An 18,812-nucleotide genomic window follows, 5' to 3' on the forward strand; every position below is an offset into this window, starting at 1 on the left:
GATTTAGAAACTTCTTTAAAATATGCTTATTTAGCCAAGGAAAAATTTGAACAGATATATAATGATAATTATTATGCTAGAAATTTATTCACTTTAGCTGAAGATTATAATAAAAAGGGAGATATATTAAATGCTCTAAAATATTCAGAAAAAACATTGCAGGTATATAAGAAAATAGAGCATAATAAGAATATTGTAAAGATTGAAAGAAATCTTGGAAGAATATTTTATGAATTAGATGATTTGAATGAATCATTTAAACATTACGAAATATCTAAAAATTTAAGTGTTCAAAATAGAATAGGTTCTACTAATGATACTTTGCTAGATATCTGTAGAAACTATTTGAAATTGAAAAATACTAAAAAATGTAATGAGGTTTTAAATGATATAGAAATTAGCCTTACAGAACATGACATAGACAGAAAAATACAATGTCAACTAATAAGGTATACTATGCTTAACATAAATGAAGAAAATGAACAAGCAGAGAGCGTATTAAAAAATACATATATTTTTGCTAAAGAAAATGGAAGATTATCTAAAGCTGGTGAATTAGCAATGAGAATTGGAAAGTACTTCATGGATAAAAAGAATGAATCAGAAGCAGAGTACTATTTGAATGAAGGAATTGAACTTTTTAGACAGGCAGAAAAAGTAAAAAACAAATAATTAAAATGGGTGATATACATGGAAATACTATCTACTGGTGAGAAAATAAAAAGGGCTAGAATATTTAAAGGAATTACCTTAAAGGAATTATGCGAAGATAAGATTTCAATAGCGAAAATGAGCTGTATTGAAAACGGAAAAGCTAAAGCTGATAGGAAATTGCTTGAATATATAGCTGAAAAAATAGAAATAGATTTAAATTATCTTATAGAGGACGTATATGAACAGATAACTAATAATCTTGCTTTGATAAAAAAGAATATTTCATCGGATGAAGACGTTGAGGAAAAACTTAAAGATAATTTAAGCTATGCAACTAAATATGAGTATTATAATTTAGCATTTGAACTTATACATATTTTATTTACATATTATATTGAAGAAAATAAAATGGAAAATATTCAATTAATAATTTCTGAGTATTATGATTTATATCAAAGAGACAATACTGAAGAAAACACAATAATTTATTTTAAAGATATGGCAAGATACTTCTTGTATAATAAAGAATATATAGAAGCTATATCTTATTATGGAAAACTTCGTGAAATGATGCTTCAGAAAAAAGAATATGATAGAGCTGATTATTGTTTTATAGCTTATAATGAAGCTATATGCTATCAGAACATACATAAATTTGATGAAGCTTATGCTATATTAAGTGAGATAATAGATGATGTAGAAGAGTTAAAATCTCATGAAGTAAAAGGAAAAATATATCATATATATACTAATGTATGTATAAAACTAGGTAAGGATTGTGTTGATGAATATAAAAAGAAAGCATATGAGTATGAAAAACATAATCCTATATCTCTAGCAAAATCATACGGAGATTATGGAAAGTATTATTTTGAAGTAGGAGAAAAGGAAAAAGCTATAGCTGAAATTGAATCAGGAATAGAAATATTTCCAAAAGATAATGAAGAAAAAAGTGTTGAATTTTTAAATTCATGTACAGAAATATTAATAGCAAATAAAGAATATGAAGTTGCTTATGGAATAGCTGAAGATTCACTTAACATGGCTATAGTTACTAACAATATAAGATTAATTGAAAAGGCTTATTATTTAAAAGGAACTATACTTCAGAAAATGGATAAGTGTATTGAAGCAGAAAAATATATGAATCTATCATTAGATTCTTTATTTAAATTTGGTTCGAGAGAAGAAAGAAAAAAGAGATACATAGACATGGCAAATTTATATTATAAACTTGGAGCAACAATAGATTCATTAAAATATTTTAATCTTGCTTTATCTGTAGATAAGAAAATATAACTTTAATAGATTATGCTGTAACATTCCAATATATTATGGATTTATTTTGATAATATTTAATAGTATAATATGCTTTAATAATAAAGCTGCTTAAAATTATATATTTAAATTGTTCATCATTAAGATAAAGAAAAAATGTTTGCCAGATATATTTTTAGTGTCGAGCTTAAATTATTTTAAAGACAGTCAAATTTTATAGATATACTATAATTAACAAATGTACAATTTAAAGAAGAAATCTTTTTAAGATTTCTTTGATATTTTTATATATGTAAGATAACTTGTAAATATAATTTTAATATTGCAATATATATAGTTAGATATTTTAAATAAATGAAGAATCAAGCTTTTGATTCTTCATTTATTTTTTAAAAAAAATTTAAAATAAACTTTGACTTTCTTTGACCTTTGTGCTATTATATGTTTAAAGAAAGAAATACAAAAAACAAAGATGTAAAATTTATTAAATCTGAATGAGTATATTTGACTTACAAATATATTATTAATCAGATTATATATTAAAAAAATTTACATTGGGAAAAAATAATTAATATTACTATACAAAATAATTTTATAGTATATATTTAAAGGAGGAAAAAATATGAATGTTGATAAAATGACACTAAGAGTACAACAAGCATTGAATGATGCAAATGCAACAGCTGTAAAGTACACTAATTCACAAATAGATTTGATTCATCTTTTTTCTGCATTGGTTGAACAAGAAGATGGATTAGTTCCTAGCATATTTACTAAAATGGGAGTCCCAGTAAAAAATCTTATAAGCACAATAAATGCTGACTTAGATAGACTTCCAAAAGTAACTGGTGAAGGATTAGGAAATGTATATATATCAAGAAAGGTAGAAGAAGTATTAGTAAAGGCAGAAGAGATTTCAAAGAAATTTGAAGATTCTTATGTAAGTGTAGAACACTTAATGCTTGCAATCATAGAATTATGCAAAAATACTGATGTTGATAAAATATTAAAACAATATAATATAACAAAAGATAATTTTCTAAAAGTTCTTTCAGAAGTTAGAGGAAGTCAGCGAGTTGAAACTCAAGATCCAGAAGGTACTTATGATGCCCTTGCAAAATATGGTACAAATTTAACTGATCTTGCAAGAAAGCATAAATTAGATCCTGTTATAGGAAGAGATGAAGAGATAAGAAGAACAATAAGAATTCTTTCAAGAAGGACAAAGAACAATCCAGTTCTTATTGGTGAACCTGGTGTAGGTAAAACTGCTATTGTTGAAGGATTGGCTGAAAGAATAGTAAGAGGTGATGTGCCAGAAGGATTAAAAGATAAAATAATCTTTTCACTTGATATGGGATCACTTATTGCAGGTGCTAAATACAGAGGTGAATTTGAAGAAAGATTAAAAGCAGTTTTAAAAGAAGTTTCTCATAGTGAAGGACGAATATTATTATTCATTGATGAAATTCATACTATTGTAGGAGCAGGAAAAACTGATGGAGCAATGGATGCAGGTAATTTAATTAAGCCTCTTCTTGCAAGAGGAGAACTTCATTGCTTAGGTGCTACAACTTTTGATGAATATAGACAATATATTGAAAAAGATAAAGCTCTTGAAAGAAGATTCCAGCCAGTAATTGTTGAAGAACCAAGTGTTGAAGATACAATTGCAATATTAAGAGGATTAAAAGAAAGATTTGAAATACATCATGGAATAAGAATACATGATTCAGCTATAGTTGCAGCTGCAAAACTTTCTGATAGATATATTCAAGATAGATATATGCCTGATAAAGCAATTGACCTTATTGATGAAGCTGGTGCAATGATAAGATCAGAAATAGATTCTCTTCCAACTGAACTTGATGTTGTAAGAAGAAAAATATTTAAATTAGAAATAGAAAAAGAAGCATTATCAAAAGAAAAAGATGAAGGTTCAAAGAAGAGATTAGAAGATGTTTTAAAAGAATTAGCAGAATTAAAAGAGAAAAACGATGAAATGACTGCTAAGTATACTAAAGAAAAAGAAAATATAACAGCAGTTAAGACATTAAAGAGCAAGTTAGATGAAGCAAGAGGACAGATAGAGGAAGCTCAAAGAAATTTTGATTACAACAAAGTTGCTGAAATTCAATATAGTGTAATTCCTAAGATTGAAGAAGAAATAAAAGAAAAAGAAGCAGCAGCAAAAGAAAATTATGAAGGTGCACTATTAAAAGAAGAAGTTACTGAAGAAGAAGTTTCTCAGGTTCTTGCAAAGTGGACTGGAATTCCAGTATCAAGACTTCTTGAAGGTGAAAGAGAAAAATTATTAAGACTTGAAGATGACATGAGCAAACGTGTAATAGGACAAGGAGAAGCAGTTGAATCTGTTACTAATGCTATTCTTAGAGCAAGAGCAGGGCTTAAAGATATAAACAGACCAATAGGATCATTTATATTCCTTGGACCTACTGGTGTTGGTAAGACAGAATTAGCAAAGACTTTAGCTAGAAATCTATTTGATAGTGAAGAAAATATTATACGTATTGATATGTCTGAATATATGGAGAAACATTCTGTATCTAGATTAGTCGGAGCGCCTCCAGGATATGTAGGATATGATGAAGGTGGTCAGTTAACTGAAGCAGTAAGAAGAAATCCTTATAGTGTAATTTTATTTGATGAAATAGAAAAAGCACATGAAGATGTATTTAATATATTCCTTCAGATTCTTGATGATGGACGTTTGACTGATAATAAAGGTAAGACTGTTGATTTTAAGAATACTATAATTATAATGACATCAAATATAGGTAGTGAATATCTTCTTGAAAATAAAAATGAAGACCATGTTGAAGAAGATATAAAATCTAAAGTAATGACTATATTAAAGAGTAGATTTAAACCAGAATTTTTGAACAGGGTAGACGACATAATAATGTTTAAGCCATTAACTGAAAGTGGTATTAAGAAGATTATTGATATCTTCTTAAAGGATGTATCAAGAAGATTAAAAGATAAAAATATTACAATGGAAGTTACTGATGCAGCTAAAACAATAATGGCAAGAGAGGGCTATGATCCTCATTATGGAGCAAGACCACTTAAGAGATATATACAAAATATTTTGGAAAATAAATTGGCAAGAATGATAATTAAAGGTGATGTTACTTATGGCTCTAAAGTAGAAATTGATGGAGATGGGGATGAAATAACAATACAGCCTGTTTTATCAGCAGAAAAAGTAATTGAATAATTTAAAAATAGTTTCTCAATTCTGAATTGAGAAACTATTTTTTAAATTGAAACTGGAAAAAGAGTTATTCATAATGAATAACTCTTTTTTGGTACATTACTACGGATTGTTATTTTATGCCAGATTCGTATTGTTGTACCATTCTCTTAACCATTTCTCCTCCAACGCTTCCACATTGTTTTGAAGATAGGTTTCCGTTATAATCTGTAAATGGAACTCCCATTTCATTAGCTACTTCAGTTTTAAATTTTGATAATCCTTGTTTAGCTTCTGGTACTAATGCTGAATTCTTTGACATAATATATTCCTCCTTTGAATGTAGGTTTATTTGCTAAGCAATTCTTTTTTGCTTTGCAGTATTATTGTGTGTATTTTTTAAAAATATAATCTATGTAATGTGAGGAATAATAGTAATAAAAAAATAAAAAAGTAAAAAAATGAATTTTATTATAAATAAATATAAAAAAGCAAGTAAATTGAAATACTTGCTTTTTACATTTTAATTTTTTTTAATTTTAAAAATCGCAGTAATAACAGGAATGCATATAACAGCACTTACAATAGCTTCAGGAATTCCATTTGTAATACCAATACCAGCTATACCCCAAGCAGCTATATCTGGATTAATACCTAAAGCATCTGTATATTTTTGAGCATAGAATAAATATGCAAGAGTTAAAACCAATACAGTATTTGTAAAACTCGCCAAAAGACTTGCAATAGCAATGCTGAGACCTTGTTTTTTTAATTTTTTATATATTAAATCATATACATAGAAAGCAACAATACCTATTAATATTCTTGGAATTATAGCTATTATAGGATTCCAAAAAATAAAAGATGTGGCAGTAGGTGTTGTGAAATTCTGATACATTGAAAACAATCCAAAAACAAGACCTACAAGAGCACCTACTATAGGACCTTCAACAATACCTCCAATTATAACTGGAATATGCATTATTGTCGCTTTCATTGTTGGAAGTGGGATAAAACCTAATCCAGTCAATCCTAAAAATATACAGATTCCAGAAAGCATTCCAATCATGGTGAGCTGGCGTACAGACAATGTCTTTTTTCTTATTTTGTTTTCCACTGAAAAAAACCTCCAATTTAATCTTTTGTTAATAAAAATATATGTTTGTATGTTTTATTTAAATTATCACGTAATATTTTATCATATATATTACAGAACTCAATTAATATCATTAAAAATTTCTTTTTTATCAGGCATTATCAATGCACAGATGAAGTAAGCTAGAACAGCAGCTGGGAAAAATTCAATTGATATAAGAACAAATAAAACTCTTATTAAAGTGACATCACCATTAATATAATCAGAAAAGCCAGCTAAAACACCGCATACTTTTTTTCTTGAAACATCTTTGTAAAGTTTTTTCTTTTCAATCATAATAATTACCACCTGTTTGATTATTTGAGGATTTTAAATTATATATATTATTATAAAGCAGAATAAAAAAAATAGAAGCAAATAAATATATATTTATAGAAAAATAAGAAAATGATAATATTTGTAATGCACAATTCACAATAAAAGGTAAAATTTTAGATGCAATCTTAATTTTGTAATATATATTTTAAGATTTACAAATAAATTTAAAAATACTTGTAAATATTGTTTGTTCAGTATAAACTTTTATAGAAATATGTATTACAATAAATATTAGTAATATGCTGAGGCTTTTTGATATTTCAGTAAAATGATGAGGTGAAAAATAAATGAGTACAATTGCAGGAAAAGGATGTCCAAGAATTATTCCAGAGGGTGAAAAAAAACCTTTAAAGGATATTGAAAGAAGCATTGTAAAAACATATAGAAAACATATCTGGTCTAAATTTGTAAAGGCTGTTAAAGAGTATAAACTTATAGAAGAAGGTGATAAGATAGCAGTTGGTGTATCTGGTGGTAAAGACAGTATGCTTATGGCAAAACTTCTTCAAGAACTTCAAAGACATGGGCAGGTAAAATTTGATTTAGTTTTTTTAGCTATGGATCCTGGATATCATCCAGATATAAAAAAATTACTTATAGAAAATTGTGAATATCTTGAGATTCCAATACATATGTATGATTCTGGAATATTTAATGTTGTAGATAAAATGGCTAAAGATTATCCATGTTATCTTTGTGCAAGAATGAGAAGAGGATCTTTATATGCAAAGGCAAAGGAATTTGGATGTAATAAACTTGCTTTAGGACATCATTATAATGATGTAATTGAAACAACAATGCTCAATATACTTTATGCAGGAAATTTTAAAACAATGATGCCTAAATTAAAAGCTAAGAATTTTGAAAATCTTGAACTTATAAGACCAATGTATTTTATAGAAGAAGAATATATAAAGAGATTTATAAACAATGCAGGAATATGGCCTTTAAATTGCGCATGTATGGTTGCAGCAGAGAAGATTGGAAATAAGAGATATGAGATAAAGGACCTTATAAAACAATTAAAAGAAAATTTTGATGGTGTTGAAAAATCAATATTTAAAGCTGCTGAAAATGTAAGCATGGATGGAATCTTAGGATGGCAGAAAGGTGATAAAAAAATATCTTTTTTAGATGTGTATGATGAGGAATAAAATCATAGGTATTTATTAATATGTAAATATATGTTATATTATATTTATTAAAATATATATTATATAATTTGAATATAAAATGTTATGATTAACTTAATAAAGTATTTTTAATATATGTTCCAATTGACAATTTACAATGAATGATGAGATTTTGTAAAGATTTATCTTTCATTGTAAATTGTAGATTATACATTGGAATATATATATAATTAATCATAATAATAAAATCTAAGGAGAATATCTTATGACAAATGAAGAAATGAAAACTATGGATCCTGTAATTTTACTTAGTTTTATAAATACAAAGCTTAGAGATGAATATAGTTCATTGGATTTATTGTGCAATGATTTTGCTTTTGATATAGAATTGTTAAAAAATAAACTAAAAGATATTAATTATGAGTATAATATAGAATCAAATCAATTTAAGTAAATTTCTAAGTTTTATGGGAGGATTGATATTATGAAAATAAAAAAAACAGGTAAGGTTATTACATTGATGGTTGCAGCAGCAGCTTTAATTGCATCACTGGCAAAAGACAATAACAAAGAAAAGTAATAAATTATTAGATAAAGGATTGTTGCATATGGTTAAGGGGGAAATAAGTAGAATTGAGAAGTGTGGCAATATAATGATAGATAAGTTTACAGAATATGATAAAATAACATTATTGCCAATTTATGATCAATTTAAAAATGAAGTAGAAAGTAGTATAAAAGAAATAATTTTGAATAATGAAAAAGCAGCATTAATACTTTTTGATATAGACGATTTTAAGCATGTAAACGACTCCTCTGGACATGAATTTGGAGATGAGTTGTTGAAAGATATAAGTTATAAAATACGAAATTCATTAGATGATGATGTATTGATGTGCAGATATAGTGGAAATACATTCATATTATTTCAAATGAATATACAGAATAAGGAAGAAATATTAAATATAATTACAAAAATATTTGATGTATTTAAATATCCTCAAAAAGAAATATATTTAACAATCAGTATGGGAATTGCATTAGTTCCTGAAGATGGTGTTGATTATACATTGCTTCTTAAAAATGCGGATATTGCAATGTATGAAGCGAAGCAGAACGGAAAAAACAAATATAGATTTTTTAATAATGAATTTGGAGATAAGATAGTTAAAGAATATAAACTTCATAAAGAACTTAGAACTTCATTAGAAAAGCAAGAAATATATGTTATGTTTCAGCCTAAAATACTGTTAGAAGATTCTACTGTAAGAGGATTTGAGGCGCTTGCAAGATGGAAAAATGAAAAGTTTGGAGAAATCAGTCCAGGAGAATTTATTCCTATTGCTGAAGAATCTAAAATGATTGTTCCAATTGGAAATTTTGTCCTTGAAGAGGTATTTAGAAAAATAAAGTATCTTATAGCTCAAGGAGATGATGATTTTAAAGTTGCTGTAAATTTATCGGAAGTTCAATTTCAAGAAGACATTGTTGTATCTGTTTTGAAAAAATTAATACAAAAATATCAAATACCTACAAGATATATTGAACTTGAAATAACAGAAAGCATGTTTATGAAGTCTTTTGAAAAAAATCTCAGAATTTTAGAAGAAATTAAATCTATGGGAATAACTATAGCATTAGACGATTTTGGAACAGGATATTCTTCATTGAGTTATTTGACAAAATTGCCTATTGATGTATTGAAGATTGATAGAAGTTTTATAATAGATTTATGCAATAATCCAAAGCAAAAATGCATAGTTGAGAGCATTATAAAATTATCCCATCAATTAGGAATTGAAGTAGTTGCTGAAGGTGTTGAAGAAAAGGAACAGGTAGATTATCTTAAAGCTATTTCATGTGATTTTATTCAAGGATATTATTTCAGTAAACCTAGACTTTTTAATGAAATTGTAAATTTTGTTGGAAGAACAATATAAAAATGTTGACAAATTTCCTTAATAGGGATATTATATAAATATAAATTAAATTCTAAGACGAGGAAGAGTAGTCATAATGTAATGTCAAAGAGAGTTGGAGATGGTGAGATTCCAGCACGGTAGCTAATGGTGAATGGGCCTCTGAGAAGTGATATGAAATCTATTTTTAGAAAGTAGTTGAGCCGTATGTCGCACGTTATAGCGAATAGAGTATGTTAGTACTTGAAGTTGAGTGGTATTTTTAAAGAAATACAATTTAGGTGGCAACGCGGAATATCCGTCCTATTTATTATAAATAGGGCGTTTTTTTATTGATTTTTTAAATCGCCTGTCAAAATAAAGTTATTCAAATTACTGCCAGCTCCAAACTGCTAACTGATTTAATCAGTGGGGGTTGATATTTATGTTATGAAAGAGAATTGTAATAAAAAATAATTAAAAAGTAATGAATTAATTTTATATGAAGAAGGGATTTTATTATGAATACAAATTTTAATACAAAAAGAATGACAACAAATGCAATATTAATAGCAATAGGAGCAATTCTCCATTATATAACACCATTATTTTCACCAACAATGCAGCCAGATTTATCTTTAGCAATGTTATTTATTATAATAGTTTATAATAAAGACTATAAAACTTGTGCAATATGTGGTTTGATAGTTGGAATATTTGCAGCACTTACAACAAAAGCTCCAGGTGGACAATTACCAAATATAATAGATAAATTTGTTACTACAAATATTGTATATTTTGCATTAATACCATTACGTGAAAAATTAAGTAAAGCACAACAAATGCTTGTATTATTACCATTTGGAACATTAATAAGTGGTTCATTATTTATAACAGTTTACTTTTTACTTGGGGGAATTCCAGCCAGTGCTCTACAAACAATGTTTGTTGCAGTTGTGTTACCAACAGTAGTTTTAAATTTTATATTAGGATTTATACTATATAAAGCTGTTGAAAAAACAATAGGAATTACTGGTGCTTATTCAATGTAATAATTTAGAGAATATATAAATAGGTCTGTAATCTTTTATGATACAGACCTATTTTTAATATATTAATTACTTATGTTTTATAAAATGAAATTCTTCTGGAGTATTTTCATCTATGACTTTGAATTCATAACCATTGTCTTTATAATATTTTATAATTTCAGGTAATGCTTTCACTGAATTTTTGCTTAAGTATGAACAATGCATAAGAAGTATTACACGTTCTTTATCGCTTTTTGAATTCTTTATAAATATTGATGGGTCAGAATTTGGAGAAGCTCCATCACCACTATCAATATTCCAGTCATATATTTTAAGGTTATTTTCATGAAGAAGGTCTATCATGGACTGAGAAATTTTATATGTATTATTATTACACCCAAAAGGGAAACGTAATATATTTGGCTTTATTGAAATAACTGAATTTATAATTTCTTGAGTGTCTAACATTTCTTTAAGAAAATTTTCATTTGAACAATATAAACAATTTTTTTTATGGGTCATGCTATGTAATCCTATAGAGTGACCTTCATTATGAATTCTTCTAACTAAATCTTCCTGACCTTTGATTTGTGAACCTATCAAAAAAAATGTTCCTTTTACTTCGTTTTCTTTAAGTACATCTAAAATATTATTTGTAACTTTTCCAGCAGGACCATCATCAAATGTTAAATATATTACTTTACAAATGTTTTGATTATTATCTTCTGCGAAGGAAGATAGAGGCATAATAAATTGCACTAAAGATATTATTATACATATTACAAGAGAAATAATTGACTTATTGAATTTTTTGAATTTCATATAATCACCTTCATAAATTTTTTATGGAAATAAATAATATATGTTGTTGCAAAATTAAAATTAGATCTAAATTCGAATTTATATACATAAATATAAAAAATTTATAATATATATGTTCCAATAATTAGACTAAATAATAATCAAAGAAATATTGAAAAGATTTTAATCTTTATTGTCAATTGTTAATTGGAATATATATATTATATGCAGATAACTATCTTTTTATAGTTTATGTTAATAATTAAATTTTAGTTAAGATATAACTATTAAAGCAATTTTGAATATGAAATATTATGTACTATGGAAAAAAAATATTATATGGTATAATTTAACTATAATAGTTGTGATGAATAACCTCTAGGAAAAGAGATGATTATTATGAGAAACATCAATAATAGATATTTAATCGAAAATGAAATAAATAATGAAGAAAATTATTGTAAATATATTGTTAAAGAATATGAAACTGATAATAGATATATTTTTAGTATACTAAAAAATGATTTTACATATGAAAAGACACGTGAATATTTATTAAGTAAATTCAAGACTATAAAGAGTTTTAATTGTTCAAATGTAGTGAACTTAATAAATATAGAAATAATACACAATATGGATGGAATAAAGTTAGACAAGTATCAATATGGCTATTTAATGGAATATGTAGATAATTATATAAATGTACAATCATATATGAAATCCTGTGCATTAGAAGAAAAACTGGATATATTTATGGAATTATGCGCTATAATAAATACACTAAATACAAAGGGATATATTTTTGAAGATATAACATATAAAGATATGATTCTTTTTTTAGATAAAAAAGATAAAAGAGTGCATGTGAAAATAAACAATATACTTCAAAATGAGATAAATAAAGTGACTCTTATAAATATTTCAAAGAAGGAATTGCCATATCCTTATAATATTGAGAATAATGATGAATCTGTAAATGTAAAAGACAATATAAATGAAGTGTTAAAATTTTTTTATAAAATATTTACTGATGATGAACTAGAGAATGTTTCCTTTGGATTAAAAGATATAAAAAAGAAATTTGATCAGAACCATATAATAAATAAAAAATATAATTTATATGATTTTATTCAATATATAAATGATAAATTGAACAAAAATTATATATTTTTTTTAGATAATATATTAAATGTATTAGAAGAAGATATTGATATTATTAGAAGAGATGAAGAGATTAAAATAATAGATAAAAATTATAAAAATATATTAGATGGAAAAATAAAATATAAGATTATTTCTTTTAATGGTGATGATGGAAGCGGAAAAACACGATTATTAAATGAAATAAAATATATGCTGGAAAATAAGTACTTTGTAACCGATTTGTATATAGATGAATTTATTGGAAATTCAAATTATGAGACATTAAGAAATATAATTGAATATATAGAGAAGGTTTGTGATAAACAGATTTATGAAAAGTATGAAATTTATATAAAGAAATTTATAGATATATGTATAGAAAATAAAGAAGACAGTATTTCTGAAATAGAAAAAAATCAACAGCTTCAACTCATGAACAGAGTAGGAAAATTCATGAGAGAATATACAAGTTCAAATATTCTAATATATATTGTAGATGATTTAGATAAAAAACCTGATATTTTAAAAAAATTTATAAGATATATGGCGTGTTTTGAAAAAGAATTGGAAAATTTAATGATAATATTTTCATTTAATGAGAGTAGTTGTGATGATTCATTTTTGAGATATATCCATGAATTTAAAGAAGTATATGAATATGAAGAATATAAAATAGATTTGTTTAATCAATATGATACTACAAAGATGATAAAGAATATATTAAATACAAACAGGAATATAGAAAGTCTGTCATCCAAAATATATTCTGAAACATTAGGGAATCCTCAATATATAAAAGAGGTAATAAAGGAATTGTATAATAACAATATTTTATATTTTAATAAAGATAGTGGAGAATGGACAACAAGTGTTGACGTTAAAGATATTAAGATTCCTAAAACTTTAGAGGAAAAATTAGAAATTAGTATGGCTTCTTTAAATGATGATGAGATAATGATATTGAGAATGTTGTCAATATATGAAACTCCTTTGCCTGAAATTATGATATTAGAGGATATAATTACTGAACCTTATAATATTCATATTTATGAGGAATTAAAACATAAGGGATACCTTATAGATAAAATAAGTGATCAAGGTATGCTTGTTGGTTTTTCAAATAATTTATTGAGAAATATTTTATGTTTGAAATTAGACAGCGATGAAAAGAGAATTATGCATAAAAAAGCAGCAGCACTTCTTAAACAGACCTTATATGAAACAGATTATTATACAGAAGAATTTTTATTTCATCTTGAGGAATGTGGAGAGTTTGATATATTAAGTATTTATGCATTAGAATATGCCGGAAATTTAGAGCTTCATGATAAATATGAAAAAGCTGTATTTTATTATGATAAGGTGTTGAAATATTCAAAGAATAATTTTATAAAAGCGGCTATATATGCAGCTAAAATTTATGAAAGATTGTCAGATCATAAAAAGAGCTTTGAATATTTTAATAAAGCAAGAGAATATGCAATAAAAGAGAATGATATAGAAACAAAAGTATATACTATGATTGAAATGGTAATAATACAAATTAATTCATCTATATATATTACACCACAACTAGAAAATTGTTTGAAGAATATACGTAAAGACTTAGATAATATGAATGCGCCTTTAGAAGAGGCATATTATAATTATGCATTGTTACTAAAGTATAGAACTCAGTTTAAATTTGAATTAGCTGTGAATTCAGCCCAAAAAGCTATAGAGATATGCAAAAAAAATAATATAAAAGAAGATATTTATGGTTGGATTTTATTAGTTCTTGGAACTATATATCATAAAATATTTAAATTTGAAAAAGCTGAAAAATTATTTTCAGAAGCACTAAATATATTTTTAGATAACAAAAATAATAATGGAATAATAGGATGTAAACTTTTGAAAACTTGTATAGATTTTGAAAAAGGATATCCTATAGAGGTTATTCTAGATAGTTATTATAGAATAGAAAAGTTAAGCAGAAAAATTAAGCTTTATAAAAGACTAATATGTACATTGATATATATAGCCAAATTATATATCGATGAAAAACAATATGAAAAAGCAGAAGAAGAATTAATTAAAGCTTTGAATATTGAGAGAGAAGAAAATATAGATTATTATTCAGTAGAATTATGCACTAATCTATGTATTGTATATTTAGGCCTTGGAAAACTTAGATTAGCGATTAAATATTATTCATTGATACAACAGATGAAGAAAACAATACAATTGGTAGATGATGATATTGTTGATATATGTAAAACAGAAGCATTGTATAATATCTTTATATTCAATAATATAGAAGCATATAAAAACATTGATAAAATAGATAAAGGCAGTGTTTCATATTATAATAAGAATACTGTATGCATGTATTATCAATTAATGTTGTATACATGTAATAATGATGAAGACATTAAAAAAACATATAATGAATTTCTTATAAAATTGAACAGTATTCAAAATCAAAAAGTGAAATTAGAAATGAAAATTTCAGCTGTAAAATCTATATTAGATTTGGGATATTATGATACAGCAAAAGAACTATTTTATGAAGTTAAAGAATATCCAAAAGATTTTAATACAGAGGGAGTATATATTTATTTAGAATTTAAGTTTAGAAATAGGAACACATATAATTTTCTTATAAATAAAGCTTTGAGATTATGTACTGTTATTACTGATAAAAAAGTATGTGCTGATTTATATAATATTGTTGCAGAGAAATATGAGGAATTAAGATGCTACATTTTAGCTATAAATAATTTTTGTGAATCCATATTAATTCACTTAAATATTATTAATATACTTAATGAACAAGATAAAATAACATATGTAAATAATGGACCGTTTTTGAATATAAGAAGATCTTTAATTAAATGTCTCAAAGAAAAGATTGGTTTTGATGAAAAGTATACAGATGTTGATAAGATAGATAACTTAGAACAATTAGAATCAATTATTGATGAAATAAGTGTGAAAAACATTTTAAAGAATAAAAATATATATAAATTAATGCAAGACACATATGAAAAATGTTATTATAATGATTTACGTGATTCATATAAACTGTTTTCTACTTTTTCTAATAATATAGTAAAAGATATAGAAAGCCTTATGAAATATATGGCAAGGATAACACTAGCAGATAAGGCTGTATTTGCTGTTGAAAATAATAGAGGGAAAAATAATATTATATGCACTTACAGAGTAAATGATAAAAATGAAATAGACAGATATTTTTCGCTGAAATTTGATTCAGAAGATGATGTGGTCTTAATAGAAAATAGTGAAAATACCCTTAATCAACTTGATAATGAGATATTAACAGATGAAATAAAATCCTATATGTATGTAAAGGTAAGAAATAGAGAAAGGCATATAAATGTTGAGAACAGTATTAGTGGACAATTGATATTATTATCTACTAAGGCAATGAATTATATTAATTGTGATTCAAAGAAAAAAATTGAAGAAGTCAAGCCGTTTTTAACATTTCTTCTTGAACAGTATAATTTAACAATAACATCAACTTTAGATAAACTTACATCTGTATATAATAGAAAATATCTTGATGAAGCATTGTTATTTTTATTAGACAGTTCACAGATTGATAAGAGTGAATTTGCAGTAATAATGTTTGATATTGATGATTTTAAAGGTGTAAATGATAAATATGGACATCAGATTGGTGATGAAGTATTAATTAAATTGACAAGAGAAGTAGAGAATACAATAGGAAAGACTGATATTATTGGAAGATATGGAGGAGAAGAATTCATAGTACTTGTTTCTGATGCAGATAAAAATAAAGCATGTATAATGGCTGAAAAGATAAGAAGTAATGTGGAAAAAGCAAAAATTTTAGGAGACAAAAGAAAAATAACTATAAGTATAGGGGTTGCAATGAGCAATCATGAAAGAATGAATAGCGAAGAAATAGTAAATCGTGCAGATCAAGCATTATACAGGGCAAAACATGAAGGTAAGAATCGATATGTTTTATGGTCTGAAGAAACAGGTCTTGTTACAGCCACAAATACTAATACAGAACTTTCAGGAGTTTTAACAGGAAATACAGCAAAAGATCTTAATTTTATGTCTATAATAAAGGAAGTATCATTAATAGTAAAAAGTAAAGAATCCAAAGAGAAAAAAATGTACAATTTTATATTGAAAATAATGCAGATTATAGAGTGTGAAAATATAGCGTTATTCATAATAAAGAATGGAATGATTATAAATATTTTAAATAAAGATAGATCTAAAGATGGATGGAATAAGAATGAAAAATTTAATTTTCAGCTTGTATATAGAGTTATAGCACAAATGAAAGGAATATATCAGATTGATTGGAATAATATAAAGGTGAAAAAAGATAAGTTTGGAATTCCTGATTGGAAATCAGTTTGTATTACTCCTGTAATATGCAATGGTGTTATATTAGCAATTATATATGCATCTGTTTCAGTCAATAAAAAAGAATTTACTTCAATTGAGTTAAATCAGCTTAATTTCTTTGCAGATATGGGAATTCCGATATTTGAATAAAAATATTAATAATCACATAAAAGTATTTCAAGCCATAGTATATTATAGAAATTCAATTTGGAAAGGATACTTTTATGAATGAAGATAAACAGACAGTAAATAAAAATTGTGATTTAAAGGTCAACTTATCTGCTGGAGATAATAAGATAAAATATTATGAATGTAATGATGATAATTGCATATTTGAAATTTTAGAACACGATTCATGTATGGAAATTCAAAAAGAAGATATACAAAGTGAAGAGATGAAAAATGAAGATGCTTTATGTTGTAATTCCGAAATAAGTGATAATAAACCACCTGAAGAAAATTTTAATAGTGGTAAAATAGTGGTTAAAGCTATAATAGATTATGGAAAGCAAGAAATATTGAAAGGCGTAAAAATAAACCTGTATAAAATAAATGGATTATCACCAATTTTAATTAAATCTGAAGTGACAGATAAATCTGGAGAAGTTGTATTTTCAAATATAGAAGAGGGAGCATATAGAATAATTGAAATTATTGATAAAGAATATTTTGAAAAGCCTAAATATATTAACTGGAATGAAATTACTATAAATTGTAATAACAAAAAAGAAAAAATATTGGTAGTTAATAAGCTTAAGAAAAATATAGTTAAGAGTAAACATAATTAAATTGTAAAATCTACATCATTTATTATTAGTATTTGATGTAGATTTTTTATATATTATTAAGTTATAATCTATATATGTTGCAATTGATAATATACAATTTATATTAAAGATGAAATATTGCCAAGATTTTGTTGATGTTTTTATATGTTTAGATAAATTTTAGATGCAACTTTAACATCATAACATAGATAATGTTAAAAAAATAATCACAAAAAACAAAAAGAAGGTGTAAATAAATGGAGTATACATTAAAGATAAAAAAAATAAGTGAAAAAGCAATAATACCTAATTATGCTCATGAAGGAGATGCAGGTCTTGATTTATATGCAGTAGAAAAATTAGTACTTAATCCTGGGGAAAGAGGTTTAGTTCATACAGGAATACAGATTGAACTTCCTAAAAATACAGAAGCACAAATAAGACCAAGAAGTGGTCTTGCATTAAAGAATGGAATAACTACATTGAACAGTCCAGGAACTATTGATGAGGGCTATAGAGGTGAAATTGGAGTTATAATAATAAATCATGGAAATGAAAAATTTATTATTGAAGAAGGAATGAAAATAGCACAAATGGTAATAAAACCTGTTTATAAAGTAAATGTTATAGAAACAGATAAATTATCAGATACAGAAAGAATGGCAAATGGATTTGGTTCATCAGGAACTAAATAACAATTTTATCCACAGAATCAATAAAATATGTATAATAATTCATTGATTCTGTGGATAATTTGGTGAAAAAATTTATTTTGATTTTTTATTCATCTAATGAAAGTTCTTCCCATTTTTCATATAACTGAGAAATGATTTCTTGAACATTTTTAATTTCTTTATTTACACGTTCACTTTCTGAAGGATTGGAGTAAATTTCTTCTTTACATAAATCTTCTTGAAGCATTCCAAGTTTTTCTTCATTTTTGCTTATTTCATCTTCAACTTTTTTTATTTCATTCTGCTTGGCTTTAGCTTCTTTTTCAAGAGCTTTTTTCTTTCTT

General features: G+C 25.4%; 15 protein-coding genes and 1 other annotated feature. Of the genes, 10 read left to right on the forward strand and 5 right to left on the reverse strand.

Going from position 1 to position 18,812, the window contains the following annotated elements:
- The 3 genes from Q0F58_RS11360 to clpB all read left to right on the forward strand — a co-directional run.
- Positions 1–672 (forward strand): tetratricopeptide repeat protein (locus tag Q0F58_RS11360; protein ID WP_294376514.1); only part of this gene is annotated, 672 nt, incomplete at its 5' end.
- An 18-nt stretch (positions 673–690) separates the two neighbouring features.
- Positions 691–1,953 carry a helix-turn-helix transcriptional regulator gene (locus Q0F58_RS11365; protein WP_294376517.1) on the forward strand — a complete coding sequence of 421 codons (1,263 nt, stop codon included), beginning with the start codon at positions 691–693 and terminating at the stop codon, positions 1,951–1,953.
- Positions 1,954–2,554: 601 nt separating this feature from the next.
- Entirely contained in the window at positions 2,555–5,173 is a 2,619-nt protein-coding gene (gene clpB, locus Q0F58_RS11370) for an ATP-dependent chaperone ClpB (RefSeq protein ID WP_294376520.1), read from the forward strand.
- A gap of 109 nt (positions 5,174–5,282) precedes the next feature.
- On the opposite strand, the gene Q0F58_RS11375 is transcribed toward clpB, so the two are convergent.
- The 3 genes from Q0F58_RS11375 to Q0F58_RS11385 all read right to left on the reverse strand — a co-directional run bounded on the left by Q0F58_RS11375 (position 5,283) and on the right by Q0F58_RS11385 (position 6,581).
- A complete protein-coding gene (locus Q0F58_RS11375) occupies positions 5,283–5,471 on the reverse strand; it encodes an alpha/beta-type small acid-soluble spore protein (RefSeq protein WP_294376522.1) in 189 nt (62 codons plus the stop codon).
- Between the two features lie 201 nt (positions 5,472–5,672).
- Positions 5,673–6,218, reverse strand: coding sequence for an ECF transporter S component (locus Q0F58_RS11380; protein WP_294376546.1), 546 nt, complete (start codon positions 6,216–6,218; stop codon positions 5,673–5,675).
- 147 nt (positions 6,219–6,365) lie between these two features.
- Positions 6,366–6,581, reverse strand: coding sequence for a PspC domain-containing protein (locus tag Q0F58_RS11385; RefSeq protein WP_294376524.1), 216 nt, complete (start codon positions 6,579–6,581; stop codon positions 6,366–6,368).
- 329 nt (positions 6,582–6,910) lie between these two features.
- On the opposite strand from Q0F58_RS11385, the gene Q0F58_RS11390 reads away from it, so the two are divergent.
- From Q0F58_RS11390 to Q0F58_RS11405, 4 genes are all read left to right on the forward strand, one after another.
- Positions 6,911–7,777 (forward strand): ATP-binding protein, encoded by an 867-nt coding sequence (locus Q0F58_RS11390; RefSeq protein ID WP_294376527.1) that lies wholly within the window; start codon positions 6,911–6,913, stop codon positions 7,775–7,777.
- 244 nt (positions 7,778–8,021) lie between these two features.
- Positions 8,022–8,210, forward strand: a complete 189-nt coding sequence (locus tag Q0F58_RS11395; RefSeq protein ID WP_294376530.1) for a DUF4250 domain-containing protein — start codon at positions 8,022–8,024, stop codon at positions 8,208–8,210.
- A 154-nt stretch (positions 8,211–8,364) separates the two neighbouring features.
- Positions 8,365–9,696, forward strand: a complete 1,332-nt coding sequence (locus Q0F58_RS11400) for a bifunctional diguanylate cyclase/phosphodiesterase (RefSeq protein WP_294376533.1) — start codon at positions 8,365–8,367, stop codon at positions 9,694–9,696.
- A gap of 45 nt (positions 9,697–9,741) precedes the next feature.
- Positions 9,742–9,984: a binding site (T-box leader), on the forward strand.
- 191 nt (positions 9,985–10,175) lie between these two features.
- Positions 10,176–10,706: a tryptophan transporter gene (locus tag Q0F58_RS11405; protein ID WP_294376536.1), complete on the forward strand. Its 531-nt coding sequence runs from the start codon at positions 10,176–10,178 to the stop codon at positions 10,704–10,706.
- A 66-nt stretch (positions 10,707–10,772) separates the two neighbouring features.
- Here Q0F58_RS11405 and Q0F58_RS11410 read toward each other — a convergent pair whose 3' ends face one another.
- Positions 10,773–11,507, reverse strand: a complete 735-nt coding sequence (locus Q0F58_RS11410) for a polysaccharide deacetylase family protein (protein WP_294376537.1) — start codon at positions 11,505–11,507, stop codon at positions 10,773–10,775.
- A gap of 378 nt (positions 11,508–11,885) precedes the next feature.
- On the opposite strand from Q0F58_RS11410, the gene Q0F58_RS11415 reads away from it, so the two are divergent.
- From Q0F58_RS11415 to dut, 3 genes are all read left to right on the forward strand, one after another.
- A complete protein-coding gene (locus tag Q0F58_RS11415) occupies positions 11,886–17,177 on the forward strand; it encodes a diguanylate cyclase (protein ID WP_294376539.1) in 5,292 nt (1,763 codons plus the stop codon).
- 74 nt (positions 17,178–17,251) lie between these two features.
- Positions 17,252–17,815, forward strand: coding sequence for a prealbumin-like fold domain-containing protein (locus Q0F58_RS11420; RefSeq protein WP_294376541.1), 564 nt, complete (start codon positions 17,252–17,254; stop codon positions 17,813–17,815).
- A gap of 236 nt (positions 17,816–18,051) precedes the next feature.
- Positions 18,052–18,489, forward strand: coding sequence for a dUTP diphosphatase (dut, locus tag Q0F58_RS11425; protein ID WP_294376542.1), 438 nt, complete (start codon positions 18,052–18,054; stop codon positions 18,487–18,489).
- An 85-nt stretch (positions 18,490–18,574) separates the two neighbouring features.
- On the opposite strand, the gene Q0F58_RS11430 is transcribed toward dut, so the two are convergent.
- Positions 18,575–18,812, reverse strand: a 238-nt coding sequence (locus Q0F58_RS11430; RefSeq protein ID WP_294376544.1) for an ABC transporter C-terminal domain-containing protein, incomplete at its 5' end; no start/stop codon positions are given.

Source organism: uncultured Clostridium sp., assembly GCF_934754915.1.
Classification (GTDB): domain Bacteria; phylum Bacillota; class Clostridia; order Clostridiales; family Clostridiaceae; genus Clostridium.

What these genes read in the sequence shown, in the direction of transcription:
- Q0F58_RS11365 (WP_294376517.1), top strand. Translation starts at nt 691, where the DNA reads ATGGAAATACTATCTACTGGTGAGAAAATAAAAAGGGCTAGAATATTT.
- clpB (WP_294376520.1), top strand. Translation starts at nt 2,555, where the DNA reads ATGAATGTTGATAAAATGACACTAAGAGTACAACAAGCATTGAATGAT.
- Q0F58_RS11375 (WP_294376522.1), bottom strand. Translation starts at nt 5,471, where the DNA reads ATGTCAAAGAATTCAGCATTAGTACCAGAAGCTAAACAAGGATTATCA.
- Q0F58_RS11380 (WP_294376546.1), bottom strand. Translation starts at nt 6,218, where the DNA reads ATGATTGGAATGCTTTCTGGAATCTGTATATTTTTAGGATTGACTGGA.
- Q0F58_RS11385 (WP_294376524.1), bottom strand. Translation starts at nt 6,581, where the DNA reads ATGATTGAAAAGAAAAAACTTTACAAAGATGTTTCAAGAAAAAAAGTA.
- Q0F58_RS11390 (WP_294376527.1), top strand. Translation starts at nt 6,911, where the DNA reads ATGAGTACAATTGCAGGAAAAGGATGTCCAAGAATTATTCCAGAGGGT.
- Q0F58_RS11395 (WP_294376530.1), top strand. Translation starts at nt 8,022, where the DNA reads ATGACAAATGAAGAAATGAAAACTATGGATCCTGTAATTTTACTTAGT.
- Q0F58_RS11400 (WP_294376533.1), top strand. Translation starts at nt 8,365, where the DNA reads ATGGTTAAGGGGGAAATAAGTAGAATTGAGAAGTGTGGCAATATAATG.
- Q0F58_RS11405 (WP_294376536.1), top strand. Translation starts at nt 10,176, where the DNA reads ATGAATACAAATTTTAATACAAAAAGAATGACAACAAATGCAATATTA.
- Q0F58_RS11410 (WP_294376537.1), bottom strand. Translation starts at nt 11,507, where the DNA reads ATGAAATTCAAAAAATTCAATAAGTCAATTATTTCTCTTGTAATATGT.
- Q0F58_RS11415 (WP_294376539.1), top strand. Translation starts at nt 11,886, where the DNA reads ATGAGAAACATCAATAATAGATATTTAATCGAAAATGAAATAAATAAT.
- Q0F58_RS11420 (WP_294376541.1), top strand. Translation starts at nt 17,252, where the DNA reads ATGAATGAAGATAAACAGACAGTAAATAAAAATTGTGATTTAAAGGTC.
- dut (WP_294376542.1), top strand. Translation starts at nt 18,052, where the DNA reads ATGGAGTATACATTAAAGATAAAAAAAATAAGTGAAAAAGCAATAATA.